An 18808-nucleotide genomic window follows, 5' to 3' on the forward strand; every position below is an offset into this window, starting at 1 on the left:
GAAGGCGTCCGGTCGGCACTCAGGAACAGTTCAGCAACCTTCGGGATGGTTAACCGTCTCGAAAGGACGGAAAACGCAATGGGCATCCTCGGAACCATCATCGCCGCCATCGTCGTCGGCCTCATCGCCGGTTTCATCGCACGCGCTGTCGTCCCCGGTCGACAGAGCATGGGCATCGGCGCAACGATCCTGCTCGGCATCATCGGCTCCTTCATCGGCGGCTTCCTCGGCGCACTGATCTTCGGCAAGGACCTCCAGGACGGCTTCTTCCAGCCGTCGGGGATCATCGGCTCGATCATCGGCGCGATCATCGCGCTGCTGATCTGGGGCGCGGTCAAGGGGCGGTCGGGCCGCACGGTCTGACGCGCACGCACGACGAAGGGCTTCGATCCGGACGGATCGGAGCCCTTCGTCGTCGCAGCCTGCGGCCGCGGCGGGCGCCCTCCCATCCGGGCCCGGTAGACCAGTGGCATGAGCAACAGCACCCCGCAGGGGCCCGGCCCCGAGTTCGGCTCGAACCCCGACGCCACCCCGATCGACGCGCAGGCCGAGCTGGAGTCCGAGCTCGACGAGGAGTCCGCCGCGGTCGACGCGCAGGACGACGGGGGCCCGATCGACATCAGCGACCCCGCCGGACCGGAGATCTCCGGCGGCGACGACGTCGAGTAGGCGGGGGCGGGCCGATGGCTGAGCGCCTCCGCGACGCCGTCAGCCCGTACCTGCGGTCGCACGCCGACAACCCCGTCGACTGGTACCCGTGGGGCGACGCGGCGTTCGCCGCCGCTCGCGAGCGGGACGTGCCCGTGGTCGTCTCCATCGGGTACGCCACCTGCCACTGGTGCCACGTCATGGCGCGGGAGACGTTCAGCGACCCCGACGTCGCCGCGGTGATGGACGCGGGGTTCGTGTCGATCAAGGTCGACCGGGAGGAGCATCCCGAGGTCGACGCCGCGTGCCTCGCCGCCGCCGGAGCCTTCACGCCGAACCTCGGCTGGCCGCTGAACGTCTTCATGACGCCGGAGGGCCGCGTGTTCCACGCCGGCACCTACTCGCCGCCTCGGCCCGTCCCGGGGCACCCCTCCTTCCGGCAGGTGCTCGACGCCGTGCGGGAGGCCTGGACGGACCGGCGCGGCGAGGTCGAGGCGTCCGCGGCCGGCCTCGCCGCGGCGCTCGCGCAGGCCGTCGCGGCCGAGCCGGCCGCGTCCCCGGTGACGGCCGAGGGGCTGGAGCGGGCCGTCGACGAGCTCGCCGGCTACGAGGACCGGCAGCACGGCGGCTTCGGCGGCGCCCCGAAGTTCCCCGTGGCGCCGCTGCTGCTCGCCCTCCTCGCCGTCGGGCGGTCGCCGCTCGTCGACGCGGCGGTGCGGGACCGCGCCCGCGGCGTCGCCGAGCGGGCGCTCGCCGGGATGCGCGACTCCGCGCTGCGCGACCCGGTCGAGGGCGGCTTCTTCCGCTACGCCGTGCGCCGGGACTGGACCGAGCCGCACTACGAGCGGATGCTCACCGACAACGCGCTGCTCCTGCGCGCCTACGCCGAGATCGGGGACCGCGAGACCGCGGCGGGGGTCGTCCGCTTCCTCGAGGGCGTGCTCCGGCAGCCCGACGGCACGTTCGGCTCGGCGCAGGACTCGGAGAGCGACGTCGACGGGCGCCGCAGCGAGGGCGGCTACTACGCGCTCGACGCCGCTGCCCGGGCCGCGCAGCCGCCGCCCGCCGTCGACGCCAAGGTGCTGACGGGCTGGAACGGCCTCGCCATCGGCGCGCTCGCCGCCGCGGGAGACCGGCTCGGCGAGCCCTCCTGGATCGCGCTGGCGGTCGAGGCGGCGGAGGCGCTGCTCGCCGCCAACCGGCGGGACGGGCGCCTGCTGCGCGCGAGCCTCGACGGCCGCCCCTCCACCGCGGTCGCGACCCTCGAGGACCACGGCGACCTCGCCGACGGGCTGCTCGAGCTCGCGCTGGCCGCCGGGCGCCCCGACCTCGGGGTCGTCGCGCGCGAGCTGGTCGACGCCTGCCTGCACGACGGGCGCTTCCGGGCGCCGGAGGGCGACCCGGTGCTCGCCGCGCTCGGCATCGCGGGCGGCTCCGACGTCTCGGAGGGGGCGGCGCCGTCCGGTCCGACCGCGATCGCGTCGGCGGCGTGGCGGCTCCACCTGCTCACCGCCGACCCCGCCTACCGCGAGGCCGCCGCCGCGACCGCTGGCCCCCTCGCCGCCGCAGGGCTGGACCGGCCGATCGGCTACGGCGCCGCGCTCGGCCTCGGGATCGCGATGGCCGAGCCGATCCGCCAGGTCGTCGTCGTGGGGGAGCCCGGGCCGCTCGCCGACGCCGCGCACCGCCTGCCCTCCTCCGTCTTCGTCCGGGTCGACGACGCGACGGCGGCGGCGTTCGCCGACGCGGGGTTCGAGCTGCTCGAGGGGCGCGCGAGCACCCGCGGCGCCGCGACCGCCTACGTCTGCCGCGACTTCGTCTGCCGGCTGCCGGTCACCGACCCCGCGGACCTCGACGCCTGAACCCGGCTCGGAGGCGGGGCTGCGAGGCTGGCGGCATGCCCGACATCCCGCTCCTCACCGGCCAGGACGGTGCGCGACTGCCCGCGATCGGCCTCGGCACCTACGACCTCCGCGGCGCCGAGGGCGTGCGCCAGGTGCGCACCGCCATCGACGCCGGCTACCGCCTGCTCGACACCGCCTTCAACTACGACAACGAGGGGGTCGTCGGCCGGGCGATCGCCGAGTCCGGCGTGCCCCGCGAGTCCTTCGTCTACTCGACGAAGCTGCCGGGCCGCTACCACCGGCACGACCTCGCGCGGAAGGCGATCGAGGAGAGCCTGTTCCGCAGCGGGCTGGACCGCCTCGACCTCGTGCTGATCCACTGGCCCAACCCGCGGCGCGGCCTCTACGCCGAGGCCTGGCGCGCGCTCGTCGAGGCGCGCGCCGACGGGCTCGTGTCGATGATCGGCGTCTCGAACTTCACGCCGGAGCACCTCCACCGCATCATCGGCGACACCGGCGTCACGCCGGTCCTCAACCAGATCCTCGTGAACCCGTACACGCCGCACGACGAGTGGCGTGCCGCCAACGCGGAGCGCGGCGTACTCACCGAGGGCTACACGCCGCTCGGCAAGGGCACCGACCTCGCGGAGGACCCGGTCGTCACCGCGATCGCCGCCGACCACGGGGTGAGCACGTCCCGGCTGCTGCTCGCCTGGTCCGTCGCGATCGGCGTCATCCCGCTGCCGAAGTCCGGAGACGCCGCCCGGCAGGCCGAGAACCTCGACGTGTTCGACGTCGAGCTGACCGACGACGAGCTCGGCCGGCTGGCCGCGCTCTCGCGCGGCGGCGGCGCCGACCCCGACACCCACGAGGAGCTCTGATGGCGACCGCGGAGGGCCTGGACGACGTCTGGGACGACTGGCAGCAGGCCGTCAACATGACGCCGAAGGAACTCGAGGACTGGCTCGCGACCGACGAGTCGCAGTCCGTGGGCGACACCGGCGGGGACGGGGAGTCGACCGGGCACGCCTCCGGCCGGCGGATCGTCGAGATCCTGCGGACGAAGAAGGCCGACCTGACCGACGACGACGTCGCCCACATGCGCAAGGTCGTCGGCTACGTGCACCGCCACGCGGCGCAGGGCGGCCCGGACGACGACAAGGCGCACTCGAAGTGGCGCTACTCGCTCATGAACTGGGGCAACGATCCGCTGAAGTAGCGGCGGGGCGCGGTCAGCCGAACACGCGCTCCTCGGCGGCGCGCAGCCGCCCGACGACCACGAAGGCGGCCGCGACGATCAGGAGGCGGAGGAGCAGGCGCTTCATCCCTCCACGCTAGATCCGTTTTGAAGGAGTTCTCGGACGCGCTGTCCGAGAACTCCTTCAAAACGGGATCGGGCTACTGGTCGTTCGTGCGGAGCGGCGTCGCCGTGAGCTCGACCGGCTGCTTCAGGGCCGCGAGCCGGGCCTCGATCTCGGTCTGGGTGCCGAGGTCCTCGAGGCTCTCGAACTGCTTGTCGAGGCTGGAGGCGGCGAGCTCCTGCTGGCCCATCACCTTCGCCTCCTCGCGCCGCACCTTCTCGTCGAAGCGGCCGAGCTCGCTCGTCGGGTCCTGGATGTCGATCGACTTCATCGCGCCGAGCACCTGCGACTGCGCCGCCGCCGTCTTCGAGCGGGCGACGAGCTCGTTGCGCTTCGCCCGCAGCTGGTCGAGCTTCTGGCGCATGCCGTTCAGGCCGTCCTTCAGCTTGTTCACGACCTCGGTCTGGCTGGCGATGGTCGGCTCGGCGTCCTTCGCCTCCTTCTCGCTCTGCAGCTGCTTGCCGATCGCGACCTTGGCGAGGTTGTCGAACTTGTCCGCGTCGGCGGTGCTGCCGGAGGAGCGGAGCTGGTCCGCCTTCGCCGACGCCGCGAGCGCCTTGCGTCCCCAGTCGGCCGCCGCGTCGACGTCCTCCCTGTGGTCCTGCTCGAGCATGCGGAGGTTGCCGATCGTGACGGCGACCGCGTCCTCCGCCTCGGCGATGCTGTTCGTGTAGTCGCGGACCAGCTGGTCCAGCATCTTCTCCGGGTCCTCGGCCTGGTCGATCAGCGAGTTGATGTTCGCGCGGACCAGGGTCGAGATGCGGCCGAAGATCGACTGCTTCACCATTCGGGTTCCTTTCCTCGGTGTTCTCGGGTGATGTCGTCCGGAAGGCGCCCGCGGGCGGGCGCAGGGCCGTGCGGCTAGAAGGAGCCGCCGCCTCCGCCGCTGAAGCCGCCCCCGCCGCCTCCACCGCCGAAGCCGCCGCCGCCACCGCTGCCGAAGCCGCCGCCGCCGCCGAAGCCGCCTCCGCCGCCCCAGCCGCCGCCGGCCCAGCTCCCGCCGCCGCCGTGGCCGCCGGAGAGGATGCCGCCGAGCACGCCGGCGATCACGGCGCCGGTGACGACGTCGCCGCCGCGGCCGCCGCCGAAGCCGCCTCCGCCGCCCCAGCCCCCGCCGCCGCGGAAGTCGTCGATGTCGCGCTGGGCGAGGTCGGCAGCGGTGTTCGCGAGCTCGAGCGCGTGCTGCGCGGAGCCGAGCGCGTCGACGGGGTCAGAGGCCTGCAGCGCGATCGCGCGGTCGAGCTCCCGCTCCGCCTCGCTCAGCCGCGTGCGCGCCTCGCTGCCCACGCCGCCTCGCCGGTTGCCGATGTAGCGGCGGGCGTCGCGCACGGCCTGGTCCGCCGACTCGATCGCGCGGGGGAGCGTCGCGACCGCGCGGTCGCGGCGCTGCTGCACGTCGCGGATGGGCGCCATCGCCCGCTCGAGCCGGCCGTTCGCCTGCTCGACGGTCGCGAGCCCTGCGGGCGGCGCCTGCAGGTCCGCCGTCTCGATCGCGGCGCGGGCGCCCGCGACGGCCGCGACGAGCTCCTTGTCTCGCGAGCCGGCGCGCTCCGCCTCCGCGATGTCGTTCCGGGTGTCCTCCACGGCCGCGTCGAGCTGCCGCTTCACCGTCATGAACTCGTTCGGCGCCGCGACGATCCCGTCGAGCAGCGTGCCCGCCTGGCCGAGCGCCTGCTGGGCGCTGCGGAGCGCTACCGCGCCGCCGCCCGCGGCCGAGCCCGCGCGACCCGCCTCCGCGAGCGCGTCGCCGGCGAGCTCGAGCAGGTCGTCGGCCTGCTGCAGGTCGTCCGCCGCACCCCGCACCGCGTCCTCGCCGAAGCGCGTCCGGATGACGTCGACCGCCTTCGCGGCCTCGGCGCTGCGCGCCCGCAGCGCCTGCTGCTGCTGGGACGCGGCCGGCACGGCGGTCGGCAGCTGCTGCTCGAGCTTCCGGAGGTCGTCGAACGCCGCGGTCTGGGAGGAGAGGGTGTGCTCCGCGTCCTCGCAGAGCGCGAGGATCCGCTCGGTCATCTCGCGGCGCTGCTCCGGCGTCTCCGGGATCTCGTCGTCGAGCTGCTGCCGGATCGCGAACGCGTCGCGGGCGCGCTGCTTCGCGGTGCCGAGGGCGTCCGAGAACGGCTTCGCGGCCTGCTCGCCGAACTCCGCCACGGCGAACCCGAGCTCCTGCTCGCTCGTCGTCAGGTCGTCGTCGAGGGCGATCAGCGCCCGGCTCGCGCGCTGGTCGAGCTCCTTCTGGTCGACCGGCGGCGGGCCGAGCGGCGAGGGGGAGCCGGCTCCGCCCGCCCCGACGGCCGCGCGGCGCCGCCGTCGCACGATGCCGACGAGGACGATCACGACCACGACCAGCGCGGCGAGGAGGAAGAGGGTGACGAGCACGCCGCCGAAGCCGCTGCCCGTCGACGAGCCGGTCGTGCCCCCGTCGGTCGTGCCGCCGTCGCCGGTCCCGCCCGAGGCGCCGCTCAGGCCGCCGGCGAACGCCTCCACCCCGTCGGCCCAGGCCTGGCGCCCGAACGCGGGCTCGAGGTACTGCTGCGCCGCGCCCTGGATCTCGGACCGGTCGAGCGGGAAGTCGTTCGAGCGGGCGAGGCCGTACTGCCGGCCCTCCGTCGCCACGGCGAGCACGAGGACCTCGCTCGACGAGTCGCCCTGCCGCGCGGTGGAGACCGCCCAGGCGTCGCGGTCCGTCGGGTCCTCGAACGTCTTGACGAAGACCACGCGGAGGTCCGCGCCGGTCCGGTCGTCGTAGGTCTCGATGGCGTCCCGGACCTGGGTCTCCTGACTCGCCGAGAGCACGCCCGCCTCGTCGACGAGCTGCTGGGCCCCGAGGTCGACGGGCGCCTCCGCCCACGCCGCCGAAGCGCCTCCCGCCGTCAGCAGGGCCGCCACGGCGAGGCCGAGCGTCACGCGGTGCAGTCGCATCCGTCCTCCCGCTGCCGGATCGTAGTGGGCGCCTCCAAGCGGGCGATGTGCTCCGCACGTGCGGAGGGTGGAAGGATCGGCCACGACGAGGAGGTCGATCGATGGGGTTCCCGGACGGGTTCGTGTTCGGCAGTGCGACGGCGTCGTACCAGATCGAAGGGGCGGTGGACGAGGACGGCAGGAAGCCGTCGATCTGGGACGTGTTCAGCCACACGCCCGGCAAGACGCTGGGCGGTGACACCGGCGACGTGGCGGACGACCACTACCACCGGATGGACGAGGACCTCGACCTCATGCAGTCCCTCGGGCTGCACGCCTACCGCTTCTCCGTCGCCTGGCCGCGGATCGTGCCCGACGGCCGCGGCGCCGTGAACCAGGCGGGGCTCGACTTCTACTCGCGGCTCGTCGACGGGCTGATCGCCCGGGACATCACGCCGATCGTGACGCTGTACCACTGGGACCTGCCGCAGGTGCTCGAGGACGAGGGCGGCTGGACGGTCCGCTCGACCGCGGAGGCGTTCGCGGACTACGCCCGCGTCGTCGCGGAGGCGCTCGGCGACCGGGTCGACACCTGGACGACGCTGAACGAGCCGTGGTGCGCCGCGTTCCTCGGCTACGGCGCCGGCGTGCACGCGCCCGGGCGGACGGAGCCGCTCGCGGCCCTCCAGGCCGCGCACCACCTCAACCTCGCGCACGGGCTCGGCGCGCAGGCGATCCGCTCGGTGCTGCCCGACGCGAAGATCTCGATCACCCTGAACCTCCACGTGTTCCGGCCGGAGGGCCCGACGGGGCCGGAGGCGGTGCGCCGCGTCGACGCCGTCGGCAACCGGATCTTCCTCGGCCCGATGCTCGAGGGCGCGTACCCGCCCGACCTGTTCGGCGACACCGCGGCGATCACCGACTGGTCCTTCGTGCAGGAGGGCGACCTCGAGGCGATCAACCAGCCGATCGACGTGATCGGCATCAACTACTACTCCACCTCCCGCGTGCGGCTGCACGAGGGCGACGGGGTCGCCGCCCGCAACGACGGGCACGGCGGCGGCGACGCGAACCCGTGGCCCGGGTCGGAGGCCGTCGAGTTCCTGCCGCTCGAGGGGCCGCTCACCGACATGGGCTGGAACATCGACCCGCAGGGGCTCACGGACCTGCTCGTGTCGGTGCACGAGCGCTACCCGGACCTGCCGCAGATGGTGACCGAGAACGGCGCCGCGTTCCCCGACGTCGTCGAGGACGGCGCGGTGCACGACGTCGAGCGCACCGACTACCTCCGCCGGCACTTCGCCGCGGCGCAGGACGCGATCGCGCAGGGCGTCGACCTGCGGGGCTACTTCGTCTGGTCGCTGATGGACAACTTCGAGTGGGGCTACGGCTACTCGAAGCGGTTCGGCATCGTGCGCGTCGACTACGACACCCAGGAGCGCATCCCGAAGGACAGCGCCAAGTGGTACGCGGAGGTCATCCGCACGGGCGAGCTGGGCTAGCCCTCCGCGACACCCAATTTGCTCACGCTTCTGGACGCCGCGTCGACGATGCGGCGTCCAGAAGCGTGAGCAAAGCGCCGGTCTAGGCGTCGAGGTAGCGGAGGACGGCGAGCACGCGGCGGTGCGCCTCCGGCGACTCCTCGAGCCCGAGCTTGCCGAAGATGCTCGTCACGTGCTTCTCGACGGCGCCCTGACCGACGACCAGCCGGGCGGCGATGGCGGCGTTGCTGCGGCCCTCCGCCATGAGCGCGAGCACCTCGCGCTCGCGCGGGGTGAGACGCGGGTCGCTGCGCGCCCGGAGCAGGCGCTCCACCAGCGTCGGGTCGAGCACCGTGCCGCCGGCCGCGACCCGCTCGACCGCGTCGTGCAGCTGCGCGAGGTCCGTCACGCGGTCCTTCAGCAGGTACCCGACGCCGCGGGCGCCGGAGGCGAGCAGCTCGCCCGCGTAGGTCGACTCGACGTACTGGCTGAGCAGCAGCACGCCGACGTCCGGCCGGGTGCGGCGGAGCGCGACGGCCGCCTGCACGCCCTCGTCGCGGTGCGTGGGCGGCAGGCGGATGTCGAGCAGGACCACGTCGGGCCGGCGCTCGTTGACGATCGCGGGCAGCCGCTCCGCGTCGCCGACGGCGGCGAGGACCTCGATCCCGTCCTCCTCCAGGAGGCGGACCAGCCCCTCCCGGAGGAGCGTCGAGTCCTCCACCACGACGACGCGGAGCGGCGCGGTCACGAGAGGGGCACCCGCACCTCGGCGACGGTCGGACCGCCGACGGGGCTGACCACGGCGAGGGTGCCGCCGAGCCCGGCGACCCGGTCGGCGATGCCGGCGAGGCCGTGGTCGGGCACGGTCGCGGCGCCGCCGCGGCCGTCGTCGGTGACGACGAGGCGGAGCACGCGGGGCTCCTCCTCCGTGCGGGCCTCGAGCCGGATGCGGGAGGCGCCCGCGTGCTTGATCGCGTTCGTCGTCAGCTCCGCGGCGATGAAGTAGACGCTCCGCTCGACGGCGTCGGGCAGCTCGCCCCGCACCGCGATCGCGGTCTCCACGGGCACGGCGCCGCGACGGCCGAGCGCGCCGAGGGCGGCGGACAGGCCGCGGTCCTGCAGCAGCGGCGGGGCGAAGCCCTGCGCGAGGGCGCGGAGCTCGTCGAGCGTCTCGCCCGCGAGCCGGCGGGCGGTGGCGAGGGACTCCGCCGCCTCCGGGCTCGCGCCGTCGAGGCGTCGCTCCGCGGTCGCGAGCTCCATCTGCAGGCGGAGCAGGTGCTGCTGCGGGCCGTCGTGGATGTCGCGCTCGAGGCGGCGCAGCGCCGAGTCCTCCGCGGTCACGGCCGCGAGGCGGGCCGCGTCGGCCCGGGCGACCTCGCCGCGCAGGTCCTCCGAGGCGAAGCGCGCGAGCAGCAGGCGGGCAGCGCCCCGGTGGGCGAGCACGAGGCCGCGCGTGATGAAGGGGAGCAGGGCGAGCATGAGCAGGCCGAGCGCGGTGACGCCGGCGATCGCCCAGCCCGCCGCCCCGCGGTCGGCGCCGGCGGCCGAGAGCAGGTAGGCGACGACGTTCCCGCCGCCCTCCTCGCCCCGCCAGAGCGGCACGCCCTGCGCGACCCGGATCGTGGCCCAGGCGGGCGACGTGACGGCGACGAGGGCGGTGCCGAGCCAGGTCGACCAGATCACGAAGGTGATGAGCGCGAGCACCGGCGTGACGACCGAGGCGTGCAGCGCGTAGAGCCAGTAGTGCGGGTTCGCGATCACGTCGCCGATCGCGCGGAGCGGGCGCTTGCCGGCGAACGGCCGGTCCCAGGTCGGCTCGGCGATCGGGGCGGTGCCCGCCCAGCGGAGGCGGCGGAGGTCCCAGATCCCGAGGTAGCGGGATCCGAGCATCAGCGCGATCAGCAGCGCGACGCCGAGCACGATGAAGGCGGATCCGGCGCCGACGACGCCCCAGGCGACGACGGACACGACGAGCCCGATCACGGCGGTGAGCGCGAGGTAGCCGAGCTCGCGCGGCGTCCGCGCCCACATCCGGCCGTAGCGGCGGCCGGGGGAGGAGGGGGAGGAGCGCACGGGCGTCGGCGGCACGGGGGCGGGGATGGTGGCGGTGGTCATGACTCGAGCGTCGCGTCGGGCGCGTCCTGGGCCCATCCTGCCCGCAACCGTCTTCGTGGTGGGGTTCTCCCCACCCCTACCTTGCTCACGCTTCTGGACGCCGCTTCGCCGAACCGCCGTCCAGAAGCGTGAGCAAAGTGGTGGGTGTGGAGAACGCGGGCGCTCGAGGACGCGGTGCGGGCACCATGCGGGGCCATGGCCGAGCCCCGATCCCTCCCGGATGACCTGCAGCGCCGCGCTTTCAGCCGCGAGGACGCCGAGCGGATGGGCGTCGGACCCGGCCGCCTCCGACGCCGCGACATCCTCCGGCCCTTCCACGGGGTGCAGATCGTCAGCGCCTTCGGATCCCTCCGCGAGCGCTGCACCGCCTACCGCGTCCGCATGAAGCCCGGTCAGGCGTTCAGCCACCAGACCGCCTGCCTGCTGCACGGGCTGCCGCTGGCCCGCGTGTTCGAGGAGGAGCTCGACCTCCACGTGTCCGTCGTGATGCCGGGGCGCGCGCCGACGACGCGGGGCGTGGCCGGGCACCGCATCCGCATCGCACCGCCCGTGGTGGACGTCGCCGGGCTGCCGGTGGTCCGGATGGACGAGGCGTGGGCGCAGATGGCGCCGCTGCTGACCGTGGACGAGCTGATCGAGCTCGGCGACGCGGTGCTCTGGCGAAACCCGGGGCTGCTCGACGCGATGCGCGCCGCGGCGGAGACGCCCTATCGGCCCGCAGGCGAGCGGCTGCGGAAGGCGCTGCGCGAGATCCGACCCGGGTGCGCGAGCCCGGGCGAGACGCGGGTCCGCCTCCTGCTCACCCGCGCGGGGATCCGGCAGCCGGAGCTGAACGCCGACGTCGCGCTGCCGGGCGAGGTCGTGCATCCGGACCTCGTCTGGCGCGACCGACGCATCGCGGTCGAGTACGAGGGCGGCGACCACCTCGAGCGCGAGCAGTTCCAGTACGACATCCAGCGCTACGAGCGGATGCGCGAGCAGGGCTGGACCGTGATCCGGGTGACGGCCGACCAGCTCCGGGGCCCGAAGGCGGCGGCGCTGATCCGCCGCGTGAAGTCCCTCGTCGGCTGAACTTCGCTCACGCTTCTGGACGCCGGAGCGCCGATCCGGCGTCCAGAAGCGTGAGCAAGGTTCAGGGGGAGGGGAGGAGGAGGTGGGCCAGCGGGGCCAGGCGCGGGCCGAGGGCGCGGGCGTCCTCGGGGGCGAGCCAGACGAGCTCCTCGATCTCGGCCTGCGGCGCAACGGGCTCGGCGACCTCGAGCCGGAACACGTCCGCCTCGAGGCGGTGGCCGGCCTCGTTCGCCGCCTCGGTCGTGAACGCGCCGAGCGGGGCGAGCGCGGCCTCGGGGACGCGGAGGCCGAGCTCCTCCTCGAGCTCCCGGACCAGCGCGGCGCGCGGCGTCTCGCCCGCCTCCGGCTTGCCGCCCGCCTGCATGAACCGGTCCGTGCCGCGCTTGCGCACGAGCAGCAGCCGGCCGTCGGCGTCCGAGATCAGCGCCGCCACGACGCGGATGACGGGAGCGGTCACGCGCCCTCGAGCGCGGAGAGGAGCGGCTCCAGGGAGGTCTCGAAGCGGATCATCGACGCGCCGTGGTCGGACAGGAAGCCCTGCTCGTGCATGTGCGCCACGAGCTCCTGCATCGGCGACCAGTAGCCGACCACGTCGAGGAACCCGACGGGCTTCGAGTGGTAGCCGAGCATGGCCCACGACCACTGCTCGACGATCTCCTCGAGCGTGCCGGCGCCGCCCGGAAGGGCGACGAACACGTCCGCGAGGTCGGCCATCATCGCCTTCCGCTCGGCCATCGTGGACACGACGTGCAGCTCGGCGAGGTCCGGGTGGGCGAGCTCCGGCCCGACCAGCGCCTCCGGGATCACGCCGATCACGGTGCCGCCCGCGCCGAGCGCGCCGTTCGCGACGGCGCCCATCAGGCCCGTGCCGCCGCCGCCGTAGACGACCGTGATGCCGCGTTCCGCGAGGGTCCGGCCGACGGCGGACGCCGCCTCCAGGTGTCGCGGGTCGACGCCGTCGCGCGCCCCGCAGAACACCGCCACCGCGGAGATCGACCGTTCCGTCACCCGGCGCATCGTAGGCGAGGAACGCTCCACAGGCCGTCCGTCGGTGCCCGCTGGAAGGCTGGAGGGATGTCGGGCAGGCGGGCGGAGGCGGTGTACCTCGCGGGGGCGATCCCCGTCCGGCTCGTGACGAACGGCGCGGGCGTCGCGCTGGCGCTCGCGGCGGCCTCCCGCCTCGACAGCGTCGCGATCGGCGGTCTGCTGATCGCCGTCCTGAACGCGCCGAGCGTCGTCGCGGCGCCGGTGATCGGCGCCCTCACGGACGCGGTCGCCTTCCCGAAGCGCTTCATGCTCGGCGCGAGCGCGGTCATGGCGGCCGCGCTCGCGCTCGCGGCCTTCGTCGGCGAGGTGCCCCTGCCGATGGTGGTCGTGGGGCTGCTCGCCGGCGGCTGCGTGGTGCCCGTGTTCATCGGCGGCCTCTCCGCATGGGTGGACGAGGCGATGCCCGGCGACCACGCGCGCGGGTTCGCCGTCGACGCCCTCAGCTACAACCTCGCCGGCATCGCGGGCCCGGCGATCGTCGCGGGCATGAGCGCGCTGCTCACCGCGACCGGCGCGCTGCTCGCGCTCGCCGGGATCATGCTCGCCGGCGGCCTGCTGCTCCAGCTGCTGCCGATCGCGGGACGCGGCGGCGCGGCCGACCCCCGCTCGCTCGCGCGCGGCGTCGCGCGGGCGACCCGGCACCTCGTGACCCACGGCCCGCTCGCCCGGGTCGTGCTCGCGGGCGCGATCGTGCAGCTCGGCGGCGGCATGATGCCGGTCGTCGCGGTGCTGGTGGCGGTGCACCGCGGCCTGCCGGAGAGCGCGGGCGGCCTGCTGCTCACCGCGTTCTCGATCGGCGGCGTGACCGGCGCGCTGCTCGTCGCCGTGCCCGCGATCACCCGCCGTGTCGCGGCGGTGCCGCCGCGGCTGATGATGGCGGGCAGCTTCGCCGCGACCGGCGTGCTGACGCTGCTGGCCGCCGTCAGCCCCTCCTTCGTGCTCACGGCCGTGGCGCTGGGGCTGTCCGGGCTGCCCGACGCGACGGGCGTCGCCGCGATGCTCCGGCTGCGGCAGGAGGAGAGCCCGGCCGACGTGCGGGCGCAGGTCTTCGTCGTCGCGGCCGGCACCCGCGCGGTCACCGCCGCGATCGGCGCAGCAGTCGCCGGAGCGATCGCGGGGCTCGACCCGTCGCTGCTGCTGGGGCTCGTGGCCGTGCCGTGGCTCGCGGCGTTCCCGATCCTGCTGCTCCGCCTCCGCCGACCGCGGGCCGCGGGCGCGCCTACGCCGGCCGGATGACCCGCGCCCGGAGCAGCAGCACGTACAGGCGGCAGCCCAGGCAGGTGCCGAACACCGCGTTGAGGAACGCGGCGACGAAGGCGAGCGCGGCGGCGACCGCGACGCCGGCTCCGAGCCCGAACGCGCCGAGCAGGACGCCGACGAGCGTGATCACGAAGCCGACGCCCTGCGCGAAGGTCGGCGGTGCGGCCTCCTCGAGCTCGGCGGGCGGGGCGAGCCGCGGGCGCACGAGGCGGCGGAACAGCGCGCCATAGGGGTGCCGCTCGATCCCGGCGAACGCGCCCCACGCGAAGACGGCCGCGATCGCCGCGAGCAGCACGGTCGCCGCGACGCGCGCACCGGTGAGGGCGAGGAACAGGTCGACGAGCAGGAGCACGGCGGTGATGCCGGCGCCGAAGCGCGGGCCGCGCGGGTCGATGCGGGGGCGGTCGGCGGTCACGGGGTCCTCCTCAGGAGCGTCTCGAGCTCGCGGTCGAGGTGGTCGGGCCGCGGCGCGCCGCCGATGCGGGCGCGGAGGCGGCGGTCGCCGTCCACGAGCAGGGTGGTCGGGGTCTGGAGGACGCCGAAGCGGTCGGCGACCTCGGGGTGGCGGGCGAGGTCGACCTCGAGGTGGACGACGCCCGGGTGCTGCGCCGCGACGTCGCGGAGCAGGCGTGCCGTGCCGGGGCACTGCGCGCAGGTCGGGGTGGAGAGCTGGACGAGCGTCGCGCGGGCGCCGAACGCGGCAGCGGCGCCGACGTCCTCCGGCGCGAGCACGCGCCCGGAGCCCGTGCTCGCCCGGCCGGCGCGCGCCCGGGACAGCAGCCCGAGGCCGGTCGCGAGCAGCACGACGGCGAGGAGCACCGCACCGGCCGCCCAGGGGGACATGCGGCGAGCGTAGGCAGCGCGGCGCGGGGCACGGCCTGTGTGACCGTCCGTGACGCGCTGCTATACCGGCCTGATGCCGTGCCCGGGGTCGCCGCGATGAGCGCGACCGCGGGACCCGTCGTCGCGGGCGCGGAGCGCGCCGTGCTCGGGCGGTCGCGTGCGCGCCGGCGGCGCGGCCGGGCGCGGGACGTGCGCACCGCGCTCCAGGCGGCGGTGATCGCGCTCTGGTGCCTCCTGCCCGTCTACTGGCTGGTCGTCGCGTCGATCCGGCAGCCCGCGTCCTACTACGCCACCACGCTCTGGCCGACGTCGCCGACCCTCGCGAACTACCGGGAGGCGTTCCGGCCCGGGAACCTGCTGGTGCCCGGCCTGGTCCACAGCCTCGGGATCGCGGCCGCCACGACCGGGATCGTGATGCTGCTCGCCGTCTCCGGCGCCTACGCGATCGCGCGGTTCCGCTTCCGCGGCCGCGGGGTCGTGGTCGGCGCCGTGCTCGCGGCGTCGATGCTGCCGCAGGTGACGCTGCTGACCCCGCTGTTCGCGTTCTTCTCGACGATCGGCTGGGCGAGCACCTTCCAGGCGCTGATCGTGCCGGACGTCGCCCTCGCGATGCCGTTCGCGGTCGTGACGCTGAGCATCTTCTTCAGCGACGCGCCCTGGGAGCTGGAGGACGCGGCCCGGGTCGACGGCTGCACCCGCGCGCAGGCGGTGCGGCGCGTCCTGCTGCCGCTCCTCGGCCCCGCGGTCGTCACGGTCGCGCTGCTCACCTTCATCGCGACCTGGAACGAGTACATCGTCGCCGCGGTGCTCGCGGTGCAGCCGACGATCACCGTCACGGTCGTCGTCGCGAACTTCAGCGGCCAGCTCGCGGGCGGCGCGGCGACGATGGCGGCGGGCGTCGTGGCGTCGGCGCCGCTCGTGCTGCTCGTGCTCGTCTTCCAGCGGCGCATCACCGCCGGGCTCACCGCGGGCTCGCTGAAGGGCTGAGCGGCTCAGTCCCGGTGGAGGCGGACCGCGCGCCGGACCGCGAGCCGCAGCTCCATCTCGTGCACGACGAGCGCGGCGAGGTCCTCGAGCGTCGCGAGCACGGCGCGGTCCACGGCGGCGGGCCGCCGGTCGGCGACGAGGAGCACGCCGAGGTTCACGCCGTCCGTGGTGAGCAGGGGCACGCCGACGACGGTCGCGAGACCCGCGTCCCGCGCGACGGGCGGGAGCGGGTGCGCCGCGCCGCCGCCGTCCTGCAGCACCGTCGGCCTCGGCAGGAGGCCGCCCGACGGCACGCCGTCGAGCGGCAGGGCCAGCTCGGCGCACGCGATCCCGATGCGGGACTTGAACCAGAGCCGCCCCGAGTCGGCGAGCGCGACGGCCGCGACCGGCATGCCGGCGGTGCGGGCGGCGACCGAGACGATGCGGTCGAAGCCGCCGTCGGGCGGGGTGTCGAGCAGGTCGTAGCGGCGCAGCGCGGCGAGGCGCTCCGCCTCCGGGATCCGGGCGCGGCCGCCGCCCTCCTCCTCGAGCCGGTCGATGACCATCCGCCGGAACGCGAGCTCGACCTCGCCGGGCGTCGGCCGGGCGGTGGGGTCGTTCGCCGTCATCGCGCGGATGAGCGCGGCCAGGTCGGCCGGCACGGCGTCCGGGATGCCGGGCGCGTGCTCGAGGCGGGCCAGCGCGGCCTCCACGATCGCGCCCGTGTAGGCGGGGTGCCCGGTCAGGCACTCGAGCAGCACGAGGCCGAGCGAGTAGACGTCCGTCGCGGGCCCCAGCGGCGCGCCCTCGACCTGCTCGGGGCTGAGGTAGGCGGCGGTGCCGGTCGTCTGCTCCTGCGGCCGGGTCGACGCGGCCCGGAGCAGGGCGATGCCGAAGTCGGCGAGCTTCCCCCGCGGCCGGTCGGTGCCGAGCCCCGAGACGAGCACGTTCGCCGGCTTCACGTCGCGGTGGATGATGCCGTGCTCGTGCACGTACCCGATCGCGCCGGCGAGGTCGAAGCCGAGGTAGGCGACGTCGAGCGGGCGCAGCGGCCCCGAGCGGAGCGCGGTCCGCAGGTCCGCGCCCTCGACGAGCTCGAGCACGAGGTAGACCTGCGGCGCCTCGGGCACGGTGAGGTCGATGCCCGCATCGAGCAGGGTGACGAGCCCGTGGTGGTTCATCGCGGCGAGCATCCGCGCCTCGGCCTCCTGCGCGCGCAGGTCGCCCGGCTCCGTCGCGCGCGCCGTGAACACCTTCACGGCGACGTCGCGGCCGAGCAGCTCGTCGCGGGCGCGGAGGACGACGGAGGCGCCGCCGCGGCCGATCGGCTCCCCGAGCCGGTAGCGGTCGTGGAGCACGGCCGGCAGCGCCCGCGCCTGCGCGACCTCCGGCATCTCCGCTCCCCGCATCGCGCTCACCGTACGGTCCGGCGTGTCGCCGGGCGGCCCGCATGCAGGCGGTCCCCAGCCCCTTCCCGGCCGGTTCCGGCCTTCGCGCGCGCGATCCGCACCGGGTGCACGCGATGCGTGGCAGCCTTGCGCTCACTGCGTCGACGAGGAGGCGGGATGGACGCCGATGTGCTGGTGGTCGGGGGCGGGCTCGCGGGGCTCGTCGCCTGCGCGGAGCTGACGGCGGCCGGCCGCCGCGTGCTGCTCGTGGAGCAGGAGGGCGCGGCGAACCTGGGCGGGCAGGCCTTCTGGTCGTTCGGCGGCCTGTTCCTCGTCGACACCCCCGAGCAGCGGCGGTGGGGCATCCGCGACTCCCGCGAGCTCGCCTGGCAGGACTGGCGCGGCAGCGCGCAGTGGGACCGCCTCGACGGGGAGGACCGGTGGGCCGCGCGCTGGGGCGAGGCGTTCGTCGACTTCGCGGCGGGGGAGGAGCGCGCCTGGCTGCTCGAGCAGGGCGTGCGGCTCACGCCGCTCGTCGGCTGGGCGGAGCGCGGCGACGGTCGCGCCGGCGGGCACGGCAACTCGGTGCCCCGCTTCCACCTCCCGTGGGGCACCGGAACCGGCGTCTCGGGGCCGTTCGCGGCGAAGGCGACCGCCGCGGCCGCGGCCGGGCGCCTCGGGTTCCGGTTCCGCCACCGGGTCGACGGCCTGGTCGTCGAGGGCGGCCGGGTCGTCGGCGTGCGCGGCGCGGTGCTCGCCGCCGACGACGCGCCCCGCGGCGTCGCGACGAACCGGCGCGAGGTCGGGGAGTTCGCGCTGACCGCGCAGGCCGTCGTCATCGCCTCCGGCGGCATCGGCGCGGACCACGACCTGGTGCGGGCGATGTGGCCCGAGCGGCTCGGGACGCCGCCCGCGACCATGCTGACCGGCGTGCCCGCGCACGTGGACGGCCGGATGCTCGCGATCGCGGAGGCGTCCGGCGCCGCGGTCGTGAACAAGGACCGCATGTGGCACTACACGGAGGGCGTCGCGAACTGGGACCCGATCTGGGCCGGCCACGGCATTCGAATCCTCCCCGGCCCCTCGTCGATGTGGTTCGACGCGCTGGGGCGCCGGCTGCCCGCGCCGGGGCTGCCGGGGCACGACACGCTCGGCACGCTCCGCCTGCTGCGGACCGACCCGGCGCTGCAGCCCTACGACCACTCCTGGTTCGTCGCGTCGCAGCGGATCGTGGAGAAGGAGTTCGCGCTGTCGGGCTCGGAGCAGAACCCGGACCTCACGGACCACGACTGGCCGCTGCTGATCCGCACCCGGCTCGGGAAGGGGCCGACGCCGCCGGTCGCCGCGTTCGAGCAGCACGGCGCGGACTGGGTGGTCGCGGACGACCTGGCCGCCCTCGTCGCCGGGATGAACGGGATCGCGCCGGACGCCCCGCTCGACGGCGCCCTCATCGAGCGGCAGATCCGGGAGCGGGACGCGGAGCTCACGAACCCGTACTCGAAGGACGCGCAGGTGCAGGCGATCCACAACGGGCGGCGGGCGCGCAGCGACCGGTTCACCCGCGTCGCGACCCCGCACCGCATCCTCGATCCGGCGAACGGGCCGCTCGTGGCAGTCAAGCTCCACGTGCTGACGCGGAAGACGCTCGGCGGGATCCAGACCGACCTCGACGGGCGCGCGCTCGGCGCGGACGGGGCGCCCCTGCCGGGCCTGTGGGCCGCGGGGGAGGCCGCGGGCTTCGGCGGCGGCGGCGCCCACGGATACAACGCGCTCGAGGGCACCTTCCTCGGCGGCTGCCTCTTCACCGGCCGGACCGTCGGCAGGAGCCTCGCCGCCGCGCTCTGACCCGCGCTCCGCGGATGCAGCGATTCCGTTCTGAAGGAGTT

The 18808-nt window shown here is 75.2% G+C and carries 19 protein-coding genes; 10 read left to right on the forward strand and 9 right to left on the reverse strand.

Annotated features, from left to right (window positions below; translation table 11 throughout):
• The first annotated feature begins 45 nt into the window (after nt 1–45).
• From D1781_RS03860 to D1781_RS03880, 5 genes are all read left to right on the forward strand, one after another.
• Nucleotides 46–363 (forward strand): GlsB/YeaQ/YmgE family stress response membrane protein, encoded by a 318-nt coding sequence (locus D1781_RS03860; RefSeq protein WP_407641654.1) that lies wholly within the window; start codon nt 46–48, stop codon nt 361–363.
• Nucleotides 364–471: 108 nt separating this feature from the next.
• Nucleotides 472–669 (forward strand): hypothetical protein, encoded by a 198-nt coding sequence (locus tag D1781_RS03865; RefSeq protein WP_119480926.1) that lies wholly within the window; start codon nt 472–474, stop codon nt 667–669.
• A 14-nt stretch (nt 670–683) separates the two neighbouring features.
• The gene (locus tag D1781_RS03870; RefSeq protein WP_119480927.1) at nt 684–2510 is read left to right on the forward strand and encodes a thioredoxin domain-containing protein; all 1827 of its coding nucleotides are present in this window, start codon (nt 684–686) and stop codon (nt 2508–2510) included.
• Between the two features lie 35 nt (nt 2511–2545).
• Entirely contained in the window at nt 2546–3373 is an 828-nt protein-coding gene (locus tag D1781_RS03875; RefSeq protein WP_119480928.1) for an aldo/keto reductase, read from the forward strand.
• Nucleotides 3373–3711, forward strand: a complete 339-nt coding sequence (locus tag D1781_RS03880) for a DUF3140 domain-containing protein (RefSeq protein WP_119480929.1) — start codon at nt 3373–3375, stop codon at nt 3709–3711. The genes D1781_RS03875 and D1781_RS03880 overlap by 1 nt, the downstream gene beginning before the upstream one ends.
• Before the next feature lie 179 nt (nt 3712–3890).
• Here the strand turns inward: D1781_RS03880 and D1781_RS03885 are convergent, their stop codons facing one another.
• The gene (locus D1781_RS03885; protein WP_119480930.1) at nt 3891–4640 is read right to left on the reverse strand and encodes a PspA/IM30 family protein; all 750 of its coding nucleotides are present in this window, start codon (nt 4638–4640) and stop codon (nt 3891–3893) included.
• 74 nt (nt 4641–4714) lie between these two features.
• Nucleotides 4715–6772, reverse strand: coding sequence for a TPM domain-containing protein (locus tag D1781_RS18050; RefSeq protein ID WP_119480931.1), 2058 nt, complete (start codon nt 6770–6772; stop codon nt 4715–4717).
• 101 nt (nt 6773–6873) lie between these two features.
• Between D1781_RS18050 and D1781_RS03895 the strand changes: the two genes are divergently transcribed.
• Complete coding sequence (locus D1781_RS03895) at nt 6874–8253, forward strand: GH1 family beta-glucosidase (RefSeq protein WP_119480932.1); 1380 nt, start codon at nt 6874–6876, stop codon at nt 8251–8253.
• A gap of 82 nt (nt 8254–8335) precedes the next feature.
• Here D1781_RS03895 and D1781_RS03900 read toward each other — a convergent pair whose 3' ends face one another.
• Together D1781_RS03900 and D1781_RS17425 are read right to left on the reverse strand one after the other, a co-directional pair.
• The gene (locus D1781_RS03900; protein WP_119480933.1) at nt 8336–8980 is read right to left on the reverse strand and encodes a response regulator transcription factor; all 645 of its coding nucleotides are present in this window, start codon (nt 8978–8980) and stop codon (nt 8336–8338) included.
• Nucleotides 8977–10347 (reverse strand): sensor histidine kinase, encoded by a 1371-nt coding sequence (locus D1781_RS17425; protein ID WP_158589986.1) that lies wholly within the window; start codon nt 10345–10347, stop codon nt 8977–8979. Before D1781_RS17425 ends, D1781_RS03900 begins: the two co-directional genes overlap by 4 nt.
• 195 nt (nt 10348–10542) lie before the next feature.
• Between D1781_RS17425 and D1781_RS17430 the strand changes: the two genes are divergently transcribed.
• Nucleotides 10543–11418, forward strand: a complete 876-nt coding sequence (locus D1781_RS17430; RefSeq protein ID WP_158589987.1) for an endonuclease domain-containing protein — start codon at nt 10543–10545, stop codon at nt 11416–11418.
• A gap of 61 nt (nt 11419–11479) precedes the next feature.
• Here the strand turns inward: D1781_RS17430 and D1781_RS03910 are convergent, their stop codons facing one another.
• Nucleotides 11480–11875 carry an NUDIX hydrolase gene (locus D1781_RS03910; RefSeq protein WP_119480935.1) on the reverse strand — a complete coding sequence of 132 codons (396 nt, stop codon included), beginning with the start codon at nt 11873–11875 and terminating at the stop codon, nt 11480–11482.
• Nucleotides 11872–12426, reverse strand: a complete 555-nt coding sequence (locus D1781_RS03915) for an LOG family protein (protein WP_233550968.1) — start codon at nt 12424–12426, stop codon at nt 11872–11874. Before D1781_RS03915 ends, D1781_RS03910 begins: the two co-directional genes overlap by 4 nt.
• 66 nt (nt 12427–12492) lie before the next feature.
• On the opposite strand from D1781_RS03915, the gene D1781_RS03920 reads away from it, so the two are divergent.
• Nucleotides 12493–13701 carry an MFS transporter gene (locus tag D1781_RS03920; protein WP_119480936.1) on the forward strand — a complete coding sequence of 403 codons (1209 nt, stop codon included), beginning with the start codon at nt 12493–12495 and terminating at the stop codon, nt 13699–13701.
• Here the strand turns inward: D1781_RS03920 and D1781_RS03925 are convergent.
• Both D1781_RS03925 and D1781_RS03930 read right to left on the reverse strand, forming a co-directional pair.
• Nucleotides 13685–14140, reverse strand: a complete 456-nt coding sequence (locus D1781_RS03925; protein ID WP_119480937.1) for a DUF4395 domain-containing protein — start codon at nt 14138–14140, stop codon at nt 13685–13687. The two genes, D1781_RS03920 and D1781_RS03925, sit on opposite strands and share 17 nt — an antisense overlap.
• On the reverse strand, nt 14137–14568 hold the full coding sequence (locus tag D1781_RS03930; RefSeq protein WP_119480938.1) for a TlpA family protein disulfide reductase: 432 nt from the start codon (nt 14566–14568) through the stop codon (nt 14137–14139). Before D1781_RS03930 ends, D1781_RS03925 begins: the two co-directional genes overlap by 4 nt.
• A gap of 78 nt (nt 14569–14646) precedes the next feature.
• On the opposite strand from D1781_RS03930, the gene D1781_RS03935 reads away from it, so the two are divergent.
• Entirely contained in the window at nt 14647–15555 is a 909-nt protein-coding gene (locus tag D1781_RS03935; RefSeq protein WP_119480939.1) for a carbohydrate ABC transporter permease, read from the forward strand.
• Nucleotides 15556–15560: 5 nt separating this feature from the next.
• Here the strand turns inward: D1781_RS03935 and D1781_RS03940 are convergent, their stop codons facing one another.
• On the reverse strand, nt 15561–16943 hold the full coding sequence (locus D1781_RS03940) for a serine/threonine-protein kinase (RefSeq protein ID WP_147392031.1): 1383 nt from the start codon (nt 16941–16943) through the stop codon (nt 15561–15563).
• Nucleotides 16944–17099: 156 nt separating this feature from the next.
• On the opposite strand from D1781_RS03940, the gene D1781_RS03945 reads away from it, so the two are divergent.
• Nucleotides 17100–18767 (forward strand): FAD-binding dehydrogenase, encoded by a 1668-nt coding sequence (locus D1781_RS03945; protein ID WP_119480941.1) that lies wholly within the window; start codon nt 17100–17102, stop codon nt 18765–18767.
• Nucleotides 18768–18808 lie beyond the last annotated feature (41 nt).

It is taken from the genome of Amnibacterium setariae (assembly GCF_003581425.1).
In the GTDB taxonomy this organism is placed as follows: Bacteria; Actinomycetota; Actinomycetes; order Actinomycetales; family Microbacteriaceae; genus Amnibacterium; species Amnibacterium setariae.